A 15,907-nucleotide genomic window follows, 5' to 3' on the forward strand; every position below is an offset into this window, starting at 1 on the left:
CGACATGCGCAGCGCTGGATCACCAGACAGGACCCTGGCTCCCCCGGGCGGGTATCGTCCGGGGACGTGACGGATCAGCAGGCGGAAACGGCGGAGGCTGCGGAAACGCACGCGCCCAACGCCCACAACACGGCCAAACTCGCAGTGGTCGTCGGCGCACTCGGTGTCGTCTTCGGGGATATCGGGACCAGCCCGATCTACACCCTGCAGACGGTGTTCAACCCTGAGGATCCACACCCGGTGCCGGTGAGCGACCACAACGTGTACGGCGTGGTGTCGCTGATCTTCTGGTCGGTGATGATCATCGTCACCGCCACCTACATCCTGCTGGCGATGCACGCGGACAACGACGGCGAGGGCGGCGTGATGGCGCTCATCACGCTGCTGCGCCGCTGGCGTGCCACGCACCCGGGCCGCCGCCGCGCCGCGACCGTCCTCGCCGCGGTCGGTCTGTTCGGGGCGTCGCTGTTCTTCGGCGACGGCATGATCACCCCGGCGATCTCGGTGCTGTCCGCGGTCGAGGGTCTCAAAGTCGTCGAACCGTCGCTGGGCGAGTACGTCGTACCGATCACCGCGGTGATCATCATCGTGCTGTTCCTGGTCCAGCGCCGCGGGACGGAGACGGTCGGCCGGGTCTTCGGGCCGGTGATGATCGCCTGGTTCACGGTGATCGGCGCGGCGGGCATCGTCGGCATCGTCGAGCACCCGGCGATTCTCGAGGCGCTGTCCCCGACGTACGCGATCGGGTTCCTGGCCGGGCACTTCCACATCGCGTTCTTCGCGCTCGCGGCGATCGTGCTCGCGGTCACCGGCGCCGAGGCGCTGTACGCCGACATGGGGCATTTCGGCCGCAAGGCGATCAGCCGCGGCTGGCTGTTCCTCGTCCTGCCCGCCGGCACCCTGAACTACATGGGTCAGGGCGCGCTGATCCTGAAGGACCACGCGAACATCAGCAGCCCGTTCTTCCTGCTCGTCCCGGACTGGGGCCGGCTGCCGCTCGTGCTGCTCGCGACGGCGGCGACCGTCATCGCGTCGCAGGCGGTGATCACCGGCGCCTACTCGGTCGCGTCCCAGGCCGCCCGGCTCGGGTACCTGCCGCGACTCCGCGTGACGCACACCTCGGCGACGACAGTCGGCCAGATCTACGTCCCCTTCGTGAACTGGCTGTTGTTCGTCTCGGTCCTCACGCTGATCTTCGCGTTCCGCAGCTCGGCCGCCCTGGCGTACGCGTACGGCATGACGGTGACCGGCACGATCAGCATCACCACCTTGCTGTTCTTCTACGTCGCCCACTACCGCTGGAACGTGCCGAAGTGGCTGATCGCGCTCGGCGCGGTCCCGCTGCTCGCCGTCGACCTGCTGTTCATCGGAGCGAACCTGACCAAGCTGGTGCACGGCGCGTGGCTGCCGCTGCTGATCGCGCTCACCGCGTTCACCGTGATGACGACCTGGCAGCGCGGCCGCGAGGTCGTGACGGCCGAGCGGGAACGCGCCGAGGGTTCACTGCAGGAGTTCATCGACCAGATGCGCTCCGGCACGATGCCGATCCGCACCGTCCCGGGGACGGCGATCTTCCTGAACCGCGGCGGCGTCAGCGCTCCGCTCGCGCTGCGGGCGAACGTCGAGCACAACCAGGTCCGGCACGAGCACGTGGTGATCGTGGCGATCGACACCGAGCCGGTACCGCGGGTCGCCGAGGAGGATCGGGTCACGGTCAACGACCTCGGGTACGCCGACGACGGCATCACGCACGTCACGATCAAGTTCGGGTACATGGAGGCCCCCGACGTACCGAGCGCCCTCGCGCAGCTGGAGCCGGACGAGTCCGAAGGTCCGCTCGATCTCGACAAGGCGTCGTACTTCCTGTCCAAGATCGAGCTCCGCCGGGGCAAGGCCGCCACGATGGCGGGCTGGCGCAAGCAACTGTTCCTCGCCACCTCGCACATCACCGCCGACGCCGCCGAACACTTCGGTCTCCCCCGCGACCGCACGGTCATCATCGGCTCCCACATCGAGTTGTAGACCCCCGGAGATTTGAGCATCGAGATTTGACGCGCCTGGAGGTGTGGCGGATGGAGCAGACGTACGACGAGAGCGCGCCGGTGCCCGCACTCGCCGGTCTCGTCCGTACGGTCTGGATCCAGCGCACCGGATCGCAGCCCTACCCGCAGCGTGATCTGCCGACGGGCGGGGTCGAACTGCATTGCCCGGTCGGCGGCGTACCGCGGCTGATCGGGCCGCTGACCCGGGCACAGCTGCAGGTGATTCCGCCGCGGACGACGATCGTCGGCGTGCGGTTCATGCCGGGCGCGGGGACGCCGATGCTCGGCGTACCGGCGGACGAACTGGTCGATTGTGCGGTGGGGCTGTGGGGTCCTGCGGCGGACGCTCTCGGGTGCGCGGTGGCCGATGCCGCTGATCCGCAGACGGCGTTGCTCGCGGTCCAGCGGTACCTGGCCGGGCGGCCGCTTCGGCCGGATCCTGTCGTGGCGGAGCTCGTGCGGCGGTTGATGCCGTGGGAGCCGACAGGGATTGCTCAACTGGCGGACGAGTTGGCGTTGTCGGAGAGTCAGTTGCGGCGGCGGTGCCTGACGGCGACGGGGGCCGGGCCGAAGGCGCTGCAGCGGACACTGCGGTTCCAGGGGTATCTCGCGTTGGCGCAGGCCGGGTTCGGGAGCGGGCTGTCGGATCTCGCGGCCGAGACCGGGTACGCCGACCACGCGCATCTGACCCGGGAGTGCGTGCGGCTGACCGGGGTGACCCCGCGCGAACTGCTCGGCGACAAGGCGGATCGCTGCGACTGCGGTCACGACCACTCGGCGTCGTACCGGCCGTTCCTTGCCGGGTGGTACGACCGTTTCGTTCAAGCACAGCCCGGTCGCGCCGTCCTAACGTCAGCCCATGGACCTGATCGGGCCTGACCACTCGCTGTACGACGTACTGCGGAAACCCGCGCTGCCCTTGTACGACGACATCCGCCCCGCGGCGATCGCGCGTTGCTCCTCGTCGTCCGACGTGATCGAGGCGCTCGCGTATGCCCGCTCTGCCAACCTCCCCGTAACTCCCCGCGGCGGCGGCCACTGCTTCGCCGCCCGCTCCTCCACCACAGGCCTCATGCTCGACCTGTCACCCCTCGCCACGATCTCAGTCGAGCCCACTGCGGCCCTCGCGACGATCGGGGCGGGGGCTCGGCTTGCTTCCGTCTACCGGGGGTTGCACAAGTACGGGCTGACGATTCCGGCGGGGTGTGGGCCGACGGTTGGGATCGCGGGGCTGACACTGGGAGGCGGGCTCGGGTTGCTCGGGCGCCGGTACGGACTGACCTGCGATCGCCTCGTCGCCGCAACCGTCGTACTCGCGGACGGCAACGTCCTCACCTGCGACGCGGAGCGAGAGTCCGACCTGTTCTGGGCACTCCGCGGTGCGGGAGGCGGCCAGTTCGGCGTGGTCACGTCGCTCGTCTTCAACGCCGTACCGTCACCCACCGCGACCCGCTTCAAACTCACTTGGCCACGCAGCCGCGCCGCAGAGGTGATCGCCGCCTGGCAGTCCTGGGCCCCCGACGCACCGGACGAGCTCACCGCCAGCCTGACCGTCAACGCCAACCACGTGCAGGTCTTCGGCGCCACCCTCACCGCCCTCGACCCCGGCCCTCTTGCCACCCTCGCCCCCGAGATCGACCTCCTCGCCGGCCTCACCTGGCCCGAGCTCAAGGCCAGCCTCTCGGAAGGCGGACCGGACAACCGCATCATCCACAGCAAGTCCGAGTTCTTCCGCGACCCGCTGCCACCGGACGCCATCACCCAACTCCTCAACGCCGGCTGCGAACTCAACTTCACCCCGATGGGCGGCGTCTACAACCGCGTGCCCGTCGACGCGACAGCCTTCGCGCACCGCACAGAGCGCTTCCTCCTGGAAAACGCCGGCCCCGACCGCAACGCCGTACGCCGCTCCTGGTTCATCGCCCACGCCTACGCCTCGGGTGGCGTCTACCCGAACTTCCCCGACCCCGACCTGACCGACGCGCACACCTCCTACCACGGCCCGAACTTCCCCCGCCTCCGCGACATCAAGGCCAAGTACGACCCCTCCAACGTGTTTCATTTCCCCCAATCACTAGGAGGTCCGAGATGATCCGGCTCTACATGTCGATGTCGCTCGACGGATTCGTGGTCGGCCCCGACGACAGTCCCGAGAATCCGATGGGACGCGGCGGGTTCCGCCTGTTCAACTGGCTCGACGACCGCCACTCCGACGGGCCGAGCGGGCAGGTGGTCCGCGAGTCGCTCGCCACCGGGGCTCTCATCGCGGGCCGCCGTACCTACGAGCACGCCGGCCGCTGGAACGGCGACCACCACGACGGCGTACCGATGTTCATCCTCACCCACCACGTCGCCGAGGACGACGTACCGCCGGGGAGCGCTGTCTACGTTTCCGACGTCGCCGACTGCGCCGCCCAGGCGTTGGCGGCCGCCGGCGACCGGGACGTGATGGTCCACGGTGCCGGTGCGGCCCAGTCCCTCCTTCGCGCCGGCCTCCTCGACGAGCTCGAACTGCACGTCGTCAACGTCCTCCTCGGCCAGGGCCGCCGCCTCTTCGACAACCTCCCCGCCGAGTACATCGAGCTCGAACAAGTCCGCCAACTCCCCGCCCGCGACGTAACCCACCTCCGCTACCGCATCCTCAAATGACCCCGCCGTGGGCACGCGGGAAGTGAGGCACTTGGGGAGGGTTGTTTCCCGTTCTGGGCGGGAAATCCTCCCCAACCCGCCTGCGCCCTACTTCAGAGCCAGGGTGCGAGGGGGTGTGCGGCGTTGCCTTCCGGGCCGGTGACATTGGTGTACGGGCGGCCGGTCAGGTAGGCGGCGATCTCGGGGAGGGGGCCGTTGACCTTGGGTACGTCGCCGCGTTCGGTGCGGATGTCTTCGCACAGGGCTTCGAGGAAGTCCGTGGGGAGATCGGCGAAGGTGAGGCCGGTGCCGAGGTCTACGGCGTGGATCATCACCTCGCGGGAGCGCATCCAGGGGATCCTGGTCGCCGGTATCGGCTCGCCCCGCGACGTGCGGACCTCCGCCTGCCACTGCGCGTCCGTGAGCGTCGCCATCGACGCGCTCAGCCCGGTCGTCGCCGCCTCGAACCACGACCGCAGCTCATCGGCCGACCTCGACGTACCGGCCTCGATGTCCGCGTCCCGCGCCTCGCGCGACGGGTACATCGGGCGCTCCTCGCCGGTCCGCGCCCACTCCACCAGGTTCCCCAGTGCCTCGGCGTTCAGCGACAGATGCGCCGCGACATGCCGCCGTGACCATCCCGGCAGCAGCGACGGCGCCTCGAGGTCGCCCAGTGCTTCGCGGCACAGCGCCGTACCCTCGTCGATCCACCCAAGAACGCGCTCCATGAAGCGAACGTAACCGACCACGGCGCGGGTTCTTGCAGCGGTGGGGTCTTGTGGTGAGACTGACCCCCATGAAGGAGGGGGCCCACACGTGGTGACGACGATCGGAGTAGTAGGACCGTCGGACCTGGTCACCTCCACCAGCCGGATCATCAAAGGGCTCCGTGGCGTCGAGGTGGTCCCGCTCCGGTACCGCCGGGAGACCGACACCCCCAAGGTGATGGCCGACGCGCCGGGCAGCGTCGACGCGTGGCTGTTCACCGGCGTCGTCCCGTACCAGATCGCCGCCGCGCAGGACCTCCTGGACCGCCCCGCCGCGCACGTCGAGTACACGGGCGCGACCCTGATGCGCGCCCTGGTCCAGCTGCTCCGCGAGGGGCACGACGTGACGTCACTCAGCATCGACGTACTCGACGAGGGCGACGTCCGGGAGACGTTCGACGAGGTCGGGCTCCCGATGCGCGGTGTCCGCGTGCTGCCGTACCGGCCGGGCCTGAGCCTCGACGAGATCGTCGCGTTCCACCACGAGGCCGGCGCGACCGTCGCGATCACCTGTCTGCGGTCGGCGTACGAGAAACTCCGGACCGAGCAGACCACTCTCCGGCTGGCGCCGTCGGTGCACTCGGTCCGTTCGGCGGTGAACAGTCTGCTCCTGGTCCACGACGCTCTGCGCAGTGACGATGCGCAGATCGCGCTCGGCCTGGTGGAGATTTCTCCGGACGCAGAGAGCGCTCTGCGGCGCGAAGCCGGCTCTCTCGGCGGCAGCGTCATCCGGTACGACGACAAGCGCTGGCTCGTGGTGGCGACGCGCGGACCGCTCGAACAGGCGACCGCGGCGTTCACCGAGCTCAGCATGCTGACCCGGTTGAAGGAGCAGTTCGGACCGGTCCGGATCGGGTTCGGCATCGGCGGGTCCGGGACCGAGACCGAGGCGCTGGCCCGCCGCGCGCTCGGCCGGGCGAAGACCGCCGGACGTACGGCGGCCGTCGTGTCGCTGCGCAACGACATCGATCTCGTGCTGGTCGGCGGCGCACCGCCACGGGCCCAGCAGCGCTCGAAACTGCAGTTGCTCGCGCAACGCGCGGGCCTCTCGAAGGCGACGCTCGAACGGCTGCAGGAGCTCGTCCGCGCCACCCCGGAGGACGGGCTGACCACCCGTTCCGTGGCCGACTACCTCGGCATCCAGCCGCGGACCGCGCGCCGCGTCCTGAACCGCCTCGAGCGCGCCGGGTTGGCGGATGCCACCGGCACCCAGCTCGGCACCGGCAGCGGCCGCCCGCTCGTGGTCTACCGCGTTCATCTCTGAGTATTTCCCCAGCGGTTGACGCACTGACGCGCGTCCGGCTAATTTCAGCCATGACCGTAATTCGGTGCGCACTGTCCCGGGAGGCCTTGTGGACAAGCGATTCGCACGGGGAATGATTGCCGCTCTGCTCATCTGCACAGGATTGGTGAGCACTTCTTCTCTCAACAGCGCTGCCGCTCAAGCTGAGGCGACTGTTCCGGTCGGGACCGAAACTCCGACCGTCACCAGCCTCGGTCCGGCGTCTGCCGTGACCTCGACCAGCGTCGCCGAGCAGGTCGGCGACCGGATCTGGACCATCACCTCCGGCGTCTCGCCCGTCCAGGTCGGTGCGTTCGACCCGGTCGGCAAGACCGTCGACCGCAAGTTCTCCCTGCCGACCGGCGCCGGGGCGTGGGCCATGACCCATATCGGCACCGACCTGTACATCGGCCTCTACACCCCCGGCGACGTCTACAGGGTCGACACGATCACCGGCGCCGCGACCAAGGTCGCGCAGTTCGGCCCGTTCGTCTGGTCGATCGCCGCGACCCCGGACGGCAAGATCGTCGTCGGTACCTATCCCGACGGCGGGGTCCACGAATACGACCCGGCCACCGGCGCGACCAAGTCGTACGGCGCCGCCATCGCCGGTGAGCAGTACGTCCGCAGCATCGCGGCCGACGCCACCACGATCTACGCCGGCGTCGGCACGAAGGCGCACCTGATCGCCATCGACCGCGCGACCGGCGAACGCCGCGATGTACTGCCCGCCAAGTACGCGGACCGCACGTTCGTCGCCACTCTCGCCCTCGACGGGACGAGGCTCGCCGCGGGCCTCTCCCCCACCGGCACGATGCTCGTGTTCGACACCACGGACCTGAGCAACCCGGTCGAGGTGCAGACGCCCGGCGGGGACCAGTACGTCACCGCGATCACCCTCAGCGGCGACGACATCTACCTCGGTACCCGACCGTCCGGCACGCTCTACCGGTACCGCGACAACGCGCTGACGCGCCTCGGTTCGCCGTACGACGGTGCGTACTTCAACCGGATCTTCGTCGAGGGGTCGGCGAGCGGCACCATACGGGCCGAGCTGACCAGCCAGGTCGTCGACTTCGACGAGGCGAGCGGGACCTTCACCGGCACCGATCTCGGCCAGGCAGGTCTGCCGCCCGCGCCCGAACAGGTGATGGCGCTCGCCGCCACGCCGTCGTCCGTCCTGGTCAGCGGCAAGGCCGGCGTCCAGGTCCACGATCTCGCCGCCGGCACCAGCACCCGCACGTTCCTGCCCGGCGAGGCGAAGACTATGACGCCGGTCGGGAAGAGCGTGTATCTGGGCGTCTACACACTGGCCCGTCTCTGGCAGATGAACCCCGACGGCACCGACCTGCACGAACTCGGCCAGGTCGGCAACGAGCAGACCCGCCCGACAGACGCCGCGTACGACGACCGCTCGCAGACGTGGCTGGTCTCCACCGAACCCGACTACGGCAAGTACGACGGAACACTCGTCGAACAGCACCTGGTCAGCGGCGACCGCGAGGTGCACCGCGGCGTCGTACCGCACCAGTCGGTCCGCTCCGTGACGACTGCCGACGGCGTCGCGTTCCTCGGCGGCGCGACCCGCAACAGCCTCGGCACGGACCCGATCTTGCCCGAGGCAACCGTCGTTGCGTTCGACCAGCGCCGCAACAAGGTGCTCTGGGAGACCGCCCCGCTGTCCGGAGCGCAGACCTACAGCGATCTCGCCCTCTACCGCGGCCGGCTGTACGCGACCACGGACGACGGCCGGCTCGCCGTCCTCGATCCAGGGACCGGCAAGCTCGTCACGAGCGCGACGCTCGGCACCGGTCAGAGCCAGCTCACGATCGCCCGCACCGGCCTCTACGGCACCGACAACAAGCGCGTCTTCAAGATCACGCCGAACCCCACCGGCGCCCCGGCCGTGAGCACCGTGGTCGACGGCCTGGGAGCGCAGGTCTACAGCTACCCGCTGATCACCACGTCGTACGACGGGAACGCGCTCTACACGATCAAGGGCCGCGATCTCGTCCGCATCGGAGGGCTCCGATGATCATCTCCCGCCGTACCGCTCTCGCCGGAGCGCTGGCGACCGGCGCCCTGACCACTCTCCCAGCCACTGCTCACGCGGAGGACGGACCCATCGACGGTTCCACGCTGCCTACGTTCGGCCCTGCCGTCGTCACGGCCGCCGTCGTCGCGATGGCGGTGCACGACGGACACGCCTACGTCATCAGCCGCGGCATCGTGCCGCCGAGGCTGACCGAGGTCGACCTGACCACCCACCGCGTGACCAGGACGGTCGAGCTGCCGACCGGCGAAGGCGGCTGGGGCATCACGGCTGCCGCGGGCAAGGTTTACTGCGGGCTCTATCCGACTGCCGACGTCTACTGCTTCGACCCGGCCGACGGATCAGTGAGCCACGTAAGAGCGCTGGCCGGTCCCGGCGGCTTCGTCTGGGACATGACAACGGCACCCGACGGCCAGGTATTCGCGGTCAGCTGTCCCAACGGCGCCGTCTGGCAGATCGATCCCGCGACGAACACAGCCACTCAGCTCGGCGCCCCCGTTCCCGGAGCGCAGTACGGGCGCTACGTCGGGGCCGCAGGCAACTACGTGTACGCCGGGATCTACACGCCGTCGCAGTTGGTCGGGTACGACCGGAGTACCGGGGTCTTCCGCGATATCACGCCCGAGGCGTCCCGCGGGCAGAACTTCGGCCCGTTCGCGGGCGCCGGCGACCGGATCTACGTGGGCAGCAGCCAGGCGCTGCTGAGCATGGCGCTCGACGGCAGCGACGTACGCAGTGTGCCGTTGCCCGAGGGCCAGTCGAGCGTCGACGCGATCACGGTCGCCGCGGACGGCACGACGTACCTGACCACTCGGACGTCGGGGACGGTGTGGTCGTGCGGGCCGCAGGACACCAGTCTCACGGAGGTGGCGACGCCGGCGCCGGCGGACGAGCATCGCCGTCTCGTGATGCTCGACGCGAGCACGCTGCTCGGCTCGACCGGGTCCGGCGTGCTGTGGTGGCTCGATGTCGGAACGGGTGAGTTCGAGCTGCTCGATCTCGTCGACGCCGGGTTCACGCCCGCGCCGGACAAGCCGCAGTCGATGGTGATCGGCGACCCGCACGTGTACGTCGGCGGGCACTGGGTCGTCACCGAGCACGCGATCGACACCGGCGTCGCGCGCCGGTTCCGGGTCGCCGGTGAGGCCAAGACACTGAACTGGGTCCGGGGCGAGCTGTACTCCGCGCTGTATCCGAGCACCGAGGTGGTCCGGATCAACCCGCGGACCAAGGAGGTGCACAGTTTCGGCACGATCGGTCACGAGCAGATCCGGCCGTGGCAGGCCGCGTACGACCCGAAGTCGAAGCTGCTCGCGATCGCCTCCGCACCGGGCACCGGGAAGCTGACCGGCGCCCTGACCTTGCTCGACGTACGCACCGGTGAACTCGACGTGCACTACGGCGTACTCCCGGACCAGAGCGTCCTGTCGGTCTCGATCGTCGACGGTATCGCGTACCTCGGCGGGGATGTGGTCGGCGGCGGTGGCATCCCGCCGACGCGCACCTCGGCGGCGATCGCGGCATTCGATGTGGGTCGCCGCGAACTGCTCTGGGCCGCCGAGCCACTCGCCGGAGAACGCTCGATCCAGAGCGTCGCTGTTCACGACGGCATCCTGTACGGCGTTCTGAAGCGCACCAGCGGCGGCTGGTTCACGTACGACCTACGCACGCGCGCCGTCGTCCGCGGCGCGAACAAGCTGTCCGGGTACGGCCAGATCCACACTGACCGGACCGGCGTCTACTGTGAAACGAACTTCGGCGGGAACCTGTACCAGCTGGGCCCGGGCCTCAGCACGGCGAAACTGCTCGTGAACAAGCTCGGCGACGGGTGGTACACCGTGCCGCAGCTGACCCCGGTCCGCAGTGTGCAGCAGACGGCCGAGCACTCGGTCTGGGGTCTCGCCGACCGCGATCTCGTCCAGTTGCCGTTGCCGTAAGCAAAGGAATCGTCTGATGGAGAACAGTCAGCTTGCCCGTGACGGCGGTACGCCGGTCCGCACGGACCCGCTGCCGTCGGTGATGAACGCCAGCGGCCGGCGCTTCGGCGACGACGAGATCAAGGCGGTCGAGCGGGTGCTGCGCAGCGGCATGCTCTCGGCGACCTGGGGAACGGAGGTTCCCGCGCTCGAGCTCGAGTTCGCGTCCCTGCTCGGCGCCGGCCACGCCGTCGCCTGCAGTTCGGGAACGGCGGCGCTGCACCTGGCGGTCGCCGCCGTGAACCCCGATCCCGGCGACGAGATCATCACCACGCCGATCAGTGACATGGGCACCGTGTTTCCGATCATGATGCAGAACGCCGTTCCGGTGTTCGCGGACGTCGACCCGATCACGGGAAACCTGACGCCCGAGACCGTGGCCGCCGCGATCACGCCGCGCACGAAGGCCGTGATCGTCGTGCACCTGTTCGGAAAGCCGGCCGCCGTCCGGGAGCTGCGTGAGCTCTGCGACCAGCACGGGATCCTGCTGATCGAGGACTGCGCGCAGGCGTATCTCGCGCCGGTCGGCGACACGTTCGTCGGCCGGATCGGGCACATCGGATGCTTCAGTCTCCAGCAGACCAAGCACATCAGCGCCGGCGACGGCGGTCTGACGGTGACCGACGACGCGCAGCACGCCCGCCGGATGCGGTTGTTCGCCGACAAGGGCTGGCCACGCGACACCGACGAGCGGACCTACCTGTTCCTCGCGCTGAACTACCGCATGACCGAACTCGTCGCCTCGGTCACTCGCGCCCAACTGAACCGTCTACGTGGCGTCGTCCAGGACCGTCGTACGGCGGCATTGCGGGCGACGGCCGGGATCGCGGATCTGGTCGGCGTCACCGCCCCGCCCGACGGGCAGGACCACGTGTACTGGCAGTACCCGCTGATCATCTCCGAGGCGGCCGGCGACATGCGCGAATGGGCCGCGGCGCTGACCGCCGAGGGTGTGCCGGCGAACGGCGGGTACCTGACCAGCCCGCTGTACGCCGCACCTGCCGTCCGCGAGCGGATCACGTACGGCCGGTCCGGATTCCCGCTGCAGGACGTCTCGTACCCGGCCGGCCTGTGCCCGAACGCCGAGGAACTCATCGACCGCAAACTGCTCGTCCTCGGCTGGAACGAGAACTACAGCGAATCCGACGTCGACGACATCGTCACCGCAATCCGCAAGGTCCACCAAGCCCTGTCCCGGAAGGCATCATGACCGAGAATCCCCTGCTGCTCGACTGCGACGTTCTGGTCGGGCACGACGTGACGACGGGGCGCTGGGGGCGGCCCGAGAACGTCGCGAAGGTGTTCGCGGAGAGCGGTATCTCCGGCGGCGTGGTGTCCGGGCTGCGGGCGGTGCACTTCGACGTACCGTCCGGGAACGACGAGGCGCGGCAGGTTGCTGATGGCAACGGCTGGTCGACGTGCCCGGTGCTCGACCTGCGTGATCCGCTCGGCGCGGAGAAGGAACTGGAGCGTCAGCTGGCCAGTGACACGCCGCCGCGGGCGATCCGGCTGGCGCCGACCGCGCAGAGCGTCGAGCCGACGTACCCGGCCTTCGGGCACGTCGCGCAGCTGCTCGTCGACGCCGGGCTGACGATCTTCACCGAGGGCGACGTCCGCAAGGTGGGCCCGGCGCTGCGCGGGCTCGGCGCGCGCGTGGTGTTCCTCGACACGCACTTCTACTATCTCGGCGACTTCGTCCTGCTGGCCCGGTCCGAGCCCGGGTTCCACACCTCCACCCGGATGCTCACCGGACCGGACTCGCTGGAGATCGTGGCCGCGGAGGTCGGCGCCGAGCGCCTGGTGCTCGGGTGCCGGACGCCGTTCCACGAGACCCGCTCGGTGATCCGCCGGCTGCTCTCGTCCAAGCTCAGCCCGGACGAGATCGCCCAGGCCGGAAGCCGCAGTCTCACGACTCTGCTGGAGCCCGCATGCTGATCGACGTACACGCGCACTGGGGACCGTGGTTCTTCTCGATGGACGTCGCGAGTATCGACACCAACATCGACGGCCTCAACCGGTTCGGCATCGACCTCCAACTGGTCTCGGCGATCGAGGCCATCGTGTACGACGCTCCGCTCGGCAACCGCTCCCTCGCCGAGCAACTCCCGGCCGATCCGCGGCTGCGCGGGATGATCGTCGTGGACCCGCGCCGTCTCGACGAGGCCCGGACCGACCTCGACGAGCTCCTTGCCGGCGACGGGCGGACGCGGTGGGTCGGTGCCAAGATCCACACCGAGTACAGCCGGACGCCGATGACGTCGCCCGCGATGCAGGCCGCGATCGAGCTCACCACCGAGTACGGGCTGCCCACCCTCGTCCACACCTGGGGCGACACCGTCGTCGATCTCGCCGACGTCGCTGCCCGGGTCCCGGGGGCGCGGGTGCTCGCCGGTCACATGGGCGCGAACGGCTGGCCCCGGGTCCCCGAAGCGGCGGACCGCTGCGACCGGGTCTGGTTCGAGCCGTGCTGGTCCGCGCCCGAGGCCAACCGGATCCGCTGGATCCTGGACCGGATCGACCCCGGCCGGATGATGTTCGGCACCGACGCCACGCTCATCGATCCGTCGGTCGCGCTCGGCGCTCTCGAGGCCGCCGACCTCACCCCCGACGAGCACGAGGCCGTCACCCACCGCAACGCCATCGCCCTGTTCGGGCTCTGACGACCGCGGGTTTCCGGTGAGAATTCGTCAGCTGGTGACGGATTCTTTCCGGAGATCGGGGGCGCCGGCCACGAACACCAGGATGTCGGTTTCAGGCCCGCGGACCTCGGGCTCCTGCCAGCCGAGGTGCCGGTAGAACGCGACGGCGTCGTGGTTCTGGTTCCAGGCGAGGAGCCAAGCGCGGTTGTGGTGGCGCGTGGCGGTCTCGAGGAGACGCCGGGCCAGGCCGGTACCGCGGGCGTGCTGCAGTACGCCGAGCTCGTCCACCTCGTACGCGCCGATCAGCAGCTCCTCGACCTGCTCGCGGCCGATCCGGTCGAGGACGCTCCCGTACGACCGGTCGGTCCGGAACGGCGCCGGCGTCGTCCATCCGGTCAGGAACCCGGCGATCCGGCCGTCCTCCGACCGCTCGATCCACGCCTGGAACCCGTCCCGCTCCGCATCGGTCTCGAGCCGCTTCCGGAACGCGATCCGGGTCTCCTCGGGATCGCGGTGCTCGAACGGCGGCGCCGTGAACACCTCGACGTACGCCGTGGCCAGTTCGTCCGCGATCTCCAGGATGTCCCGCCCATGCGTGTGCACCGCTCCAACCTACCGATGGAGCGGTCCGTCCTGCCGGTGTTACCGGTGCCGCGGGCTCAGTTGGTCGCCGCCGGCTGCAGATCCGAGGGACCGCCCGCCGGAGCCCCGCCGGACGACTTGGCGGCGGACCTGGTGGCGGCGCTCGCGGTTGCGGCGCCGGGCGAGCCCGGCGCCGCCGCGATCGTCTCCAGTTCGGCGCGGAACTGCGGAAGCATCCAGCGCAGCGGCTGGTCCAGAACCCGTGCGATGGCCGCCTCGTCGACCTTCAGCAGGCCGCCGATCCGGGCGAGCGCGTCCGGCTCGTCCGTGGCGGCGTACAGCAGATGGACGACCTCGTGCCGGTGCGCGAACACGGCCAGCGCCGCGGCGGCCAGGCCGGCATCGATCTCCGGCGGACTGGTGATTTCCCCGTTGACTGTCACGACACCAACAACCCGTTCAGGCCATGATCGGTTACGTGTCAGTCTTGACAGTTGACCAATGCTCAACTGGTGGTCAACTGGTGCTCAGCTGGGCAACCAGGAGACTTTGCCGAGCAGGTACGTCGCCCCGATCAGGGCGGCCGTGTCGATCAGGGTGTGCGCGACGACGAGCGGCATGATCCGGCCCCACCGCCGGTACAGGTAGGTGAAGATCACGCCCATGACCACGTTTCCCGCGAACCCGCCGAGCCCCTGGTAGAGGTGGTACGAACCGCGCAGCAACGAGCTCGTCACGGTGGCCCGGCGTACCGACCAGCCGAGTTGGTCGAGCCGGTGGTTCAGGTACCCGAGCACGATGACTTCCTCGAGTACGGCGTTCTGCACGGAGACCGCGATCAGGATCGGGATCCGCCACCAGTGGTCGGGCAGCTGCGACGGGTCCACCGTCAGGTTCACGCCGGTCGCGTGTGCACCGATGTAGAACAGCAGGCCCGCTCCCCCGACGGCGGCCGCGATCGCCGTACCGCGTCCGAGGTCGCGCATCCTGTCCTGCAGGTCGAACCCGATCGTCCGGAACGACTCTCTGCCCCGCGCGAGCAGGTGACCGACCAGCGCGACCGGCACCAACGCGGTGACCACCGCGAAGATCTGCCACGCCAGGTCCAGCCACGGGCGGCCCGGCGCGCGCGATCCGACGATCACAGCGGTCTGCCCGCTGATCGGTTTCGCCGAGGTGAGCACGCCGGTGAACGAGATGATCGCCGCCACCCCGGACGCCCCCAGCGACAACGCCAGCACCAGCCAGACCTCCCGCGAGAGCACCGACCGACTGACGCCGGAATCCACAGCCTCTGCTACCGGTGGGGGCGGGTTGTCGGCGGGGCTCGTCATGGCTCAACTATCCCGCGTGGGACCACCCAGCAGGTCGAGCAGGTGGCTGAAGAGCTCGGCGGTGTCGGCCTGCAGCTCGTACTGCGACTGCACCTGGAGACCGTCGGACAGCGCGATCAGCAGGGTCGCGATCGTTTCCGGGTCGGCCGACGCGTTGAGGGTCCCGTCGGCCTGACGGGCGCGGACCGCGTCGGCGAGGGCCGCGCGAATCCCGGCGTACCGCTCCACGAAGTACTGGTGAGAACCGTGTTCCGGGTCGCCGGCCTCGGCGGAGAACGTGGAGTACAACTGCACAAGGCCCGGCACCGATCCGTTGTGGCGGACGATCGCGGTCAGGTTGTCGATGGGGTCACCGGTCTCGAACCGTGCCAGGTCGGCCTCGTCACGGGCCCGCAGCACCGCCTCGAACAGCTGCTCCTTCGAGCCGAAGTAGTGCAGCATCCCGGCCTCGCTGAGTCCGGCCGCCGCGGCCAGTTCACGCGTCGACGTCTTCCGGTACCCGTGCCGTGCGATCACCTCCAGCGCGGCCCGCAGGATCTCGGCGCGCTTGGCGACGCCTTTCGCGTACGGACCCCGTGAATTGGCCATATTCAAAACCTAGCAT

15 protein-coding genes are annotated in these 15,907 nt (G+C 69.5%); 10 read left to right on the plus strand and 5 right to left on the minus strand.

From position 1 onward, the window contains the following. The first annotated feature begins 66 nt into the window (after positions 1–66). The 4 genes from EV647_RS21075 to EV647_RS21090 are packed head-to-tail and all read left to right on the plus strand — an operon-like array spanning position 67 to position 4,691. A complete protein-coding gene (locus EV647_RS21075) occupies positions 67–2,022 on the plus strand; it encodes a potassium transporter Kup (RefSeq protein WP_134005414.1) in 1,956 nt (651 codons plus the stop codon). 50 nt (positions 2,023–2,072) lie between these two features. Continuing rightward, a complete protein-coding gene (locus EV647_RS21080; protein ID WP_134005416.1) occupies positions 2,073–2,921 on the plus strand; it encodes an AraC family transcriptional regulator in 849 nt (282 codons plus the stop codon). Beyond that, the gene (locus EV647_RS21085; protein WP_134005418.1) at positions 2,902–4,134 is read left to right on the plus strand and encodes an FAD-binding oxidoreductase; all 1,233 of its coding nucleotides are present in this window, start codon (positions 2,902–2,904) and stop codon (positions 4,132–4,134) included. The genes EV647_RS21080 and EV647_RS21085 overlap by 20 nt, the downstream gene beginning before the upstream one ends. After that, a complete protein-coding gene (locus EV647_RS21090; protein WP_134005420.1) occupies positions 4,131–4,691 on the plus strand; it encodes a dihydrofolate reductase family protein in 561 nt (186 codons plus the stop codon). The genes EV647_RS21085 and EV647_RS21090 overlap by 4 nt, the downstream gene beginning before the upstream one ends. A gap of 92 nt (positions 4,692–4,783) precedes the next feature. Here the strand turns inward: EV647_RS21090 and EV647_RS21095 are convergent, their stop codons facing one another. Next, positions 4,784–5,398: a maleylpyruvate isomerase family mycothiol-dependent enzyme gene (locus EV647_RS21095; protein ID WP_134005422.1), complete on the minus strand. Its 615-nt coding sequence runs from the start codon at positions 5,396–5,398 to the stop codon at positions 4,784–4,786. Between the two features lie 88 nt (positions 5,399–5,486). Here EV647_RS21095 and EV647_RS21100 point away from each other — a divergent pair, with 88 nt between their 5' ends. The 6 genes from EV647_RS21100 (at position 5,487) to EV647_RS21125 (ending at position 13,408) form a co-directional block, all read left to right on the plus strand. After that, on the plus strand, positions 5,487–6,701 hold the full coding sequence (locus EV647_RS21100) for a helix-turn-helix domain-containing protein (RefSeq protein ID WP_134005424.1): 1,215 nt from the start codon (positions 5,487–5,489) through the stop codon (positions 6,699–6,701). A gap of 145 nt (positions 6,702–6,846) precedes the next feature. Continuing rightward, positions 6,847–8,754 carry a PQQ-binding-like beta-propeller repeat protein gene (locus tag EV647_RS21105; protein WP_134005426.1) on the plus strand — a complete coding sequence of 636 codons (1,908 nt, stop codon included), beginning with the start codon at positions 6,847–6,849 and terminating at the stop codon, positions 8,752–8,754. Further along, positions 8,751–10,709: a hypothetical protein gene (locus EV647_RS21110; protein ID WP_134005428.1), complete on the plus strand. Its 1,959-nt coding sequence runs from the start codon at positions 8,751–8,753 to the stop codon at positions 10,707–10,709. Before EV647_RS21105 ends, EV647_RS21110 begins: the two co-directional genes overlap by 4 nt. 16 nt (positions 10,710–10,725) lie before the next feature. Further along, positions 10,726–11,958 (plus strand): DegT/DnrJ/EryC1/StrS aminotransferase family protein, encoded by a 1,233-nt coding sequence (locus EV647_RS21115; protein ID WP_134005430.1) that lies wholly within the window; start codon positions 10,726–10,728, stop codon positions 11,956–11,958. Continuing rightward, positions 11,955–12,683 (plus strand): hypothetical protein, encoded by a 729-nt coding sequence (locus tag EV647_RS21120; protein ID WP_134005432.1) that lies wholly within the window; start codon positions 11,955–11,957, stop codon positions 12,681–12,683. Before EV647_RS21115 ends, EV647_RS21120 begins: the two co-directional genes overlap by 4 nt. After that, positions 12,677–13,408, plus strand: coding sequence for an amidohydrolase family protein (locus tag EV647_RS21125; RefSeq protein ID WP_134005434.1), 732 nt, complete (start codon positions 12,677–12,679; stop codon positions 13,406–13,408). The genes EV647_RS21120 and EV647_RS21125 overlap by 7 nt, the downstream gene beginning before the upstream one ends. 27 nt (positions 13,409–13,435) lie before the next feature. Here EV647_RS21125 and EV647_RS21130 read toward each other — a convergent pair whose 3' ends face one another. From EV647_RS21130 to EV647_RS21145, 4 genes are all read right to left on the minus strand, one after another. Continuing rightward, positions 13,436–13,990: a GNAT family N-acetyltransferase gene (locus EV647_RS21130; RefSeq protein WP_134005436.1), complete on the minus strand. Its 555-nt coding sequence runs from the start codon at positions 13,988–13,990 to the stop codon at positions 13,436–13,438. 56 nt (positions 13,991–14,046) lie between these two features. Beyond that, positions 14,047–14,412 carry a hypothetical protein gene (locus EV647_RS21135; RefSeq protein WP_134005438.1) on the minus strand — a complete coding sequence of 122 codons (366 nt, stop codon included), beginning with the start codon at positions 14,410–14,412 and terminating at the stop codon, positions 14,047–14,049. A gap of 84 nt (positions 14,413–14,496) precedes the next feature. Continuing rightward, on the minus strand, positions 14,497–15,303 hold the full coding sequence (locus EV647_RS21140) for a CPBP family intramembrane glutamic endopeptidase (RefSeq protein WP_134005440.1): 807 nt from the start codon (positions 15,301–15,303) through the stop codon (positions 14,497–14,499). A gap of 3 nt (positions 15,304–15,306) precedes the next feature. Beyond that, positions 15,307–15,891, minus strand: coding sequence for a TetR/AcrR family transcriptional regulator (locus EV647_RS21145; protein ID WP_134005442.1), 585 nt, complete (start codon positions 15,889–15,891; stop codon positions 15,307–15,309). Positions 15,892–15,907 lie beyond the last annotated feature (16 nt).

Origin of the sequence: Kribbella sp. VKM Ac-2566 (assembly GCF_004366005.1) — a bacterium.
In the GTDB taxonomy this organism is placed as follows: Bacteria; Actinomycetota; Actinomycetes; order Propionibacteriales; family Kribbellaceae; genus Kribbella; species Kribbella pratensis.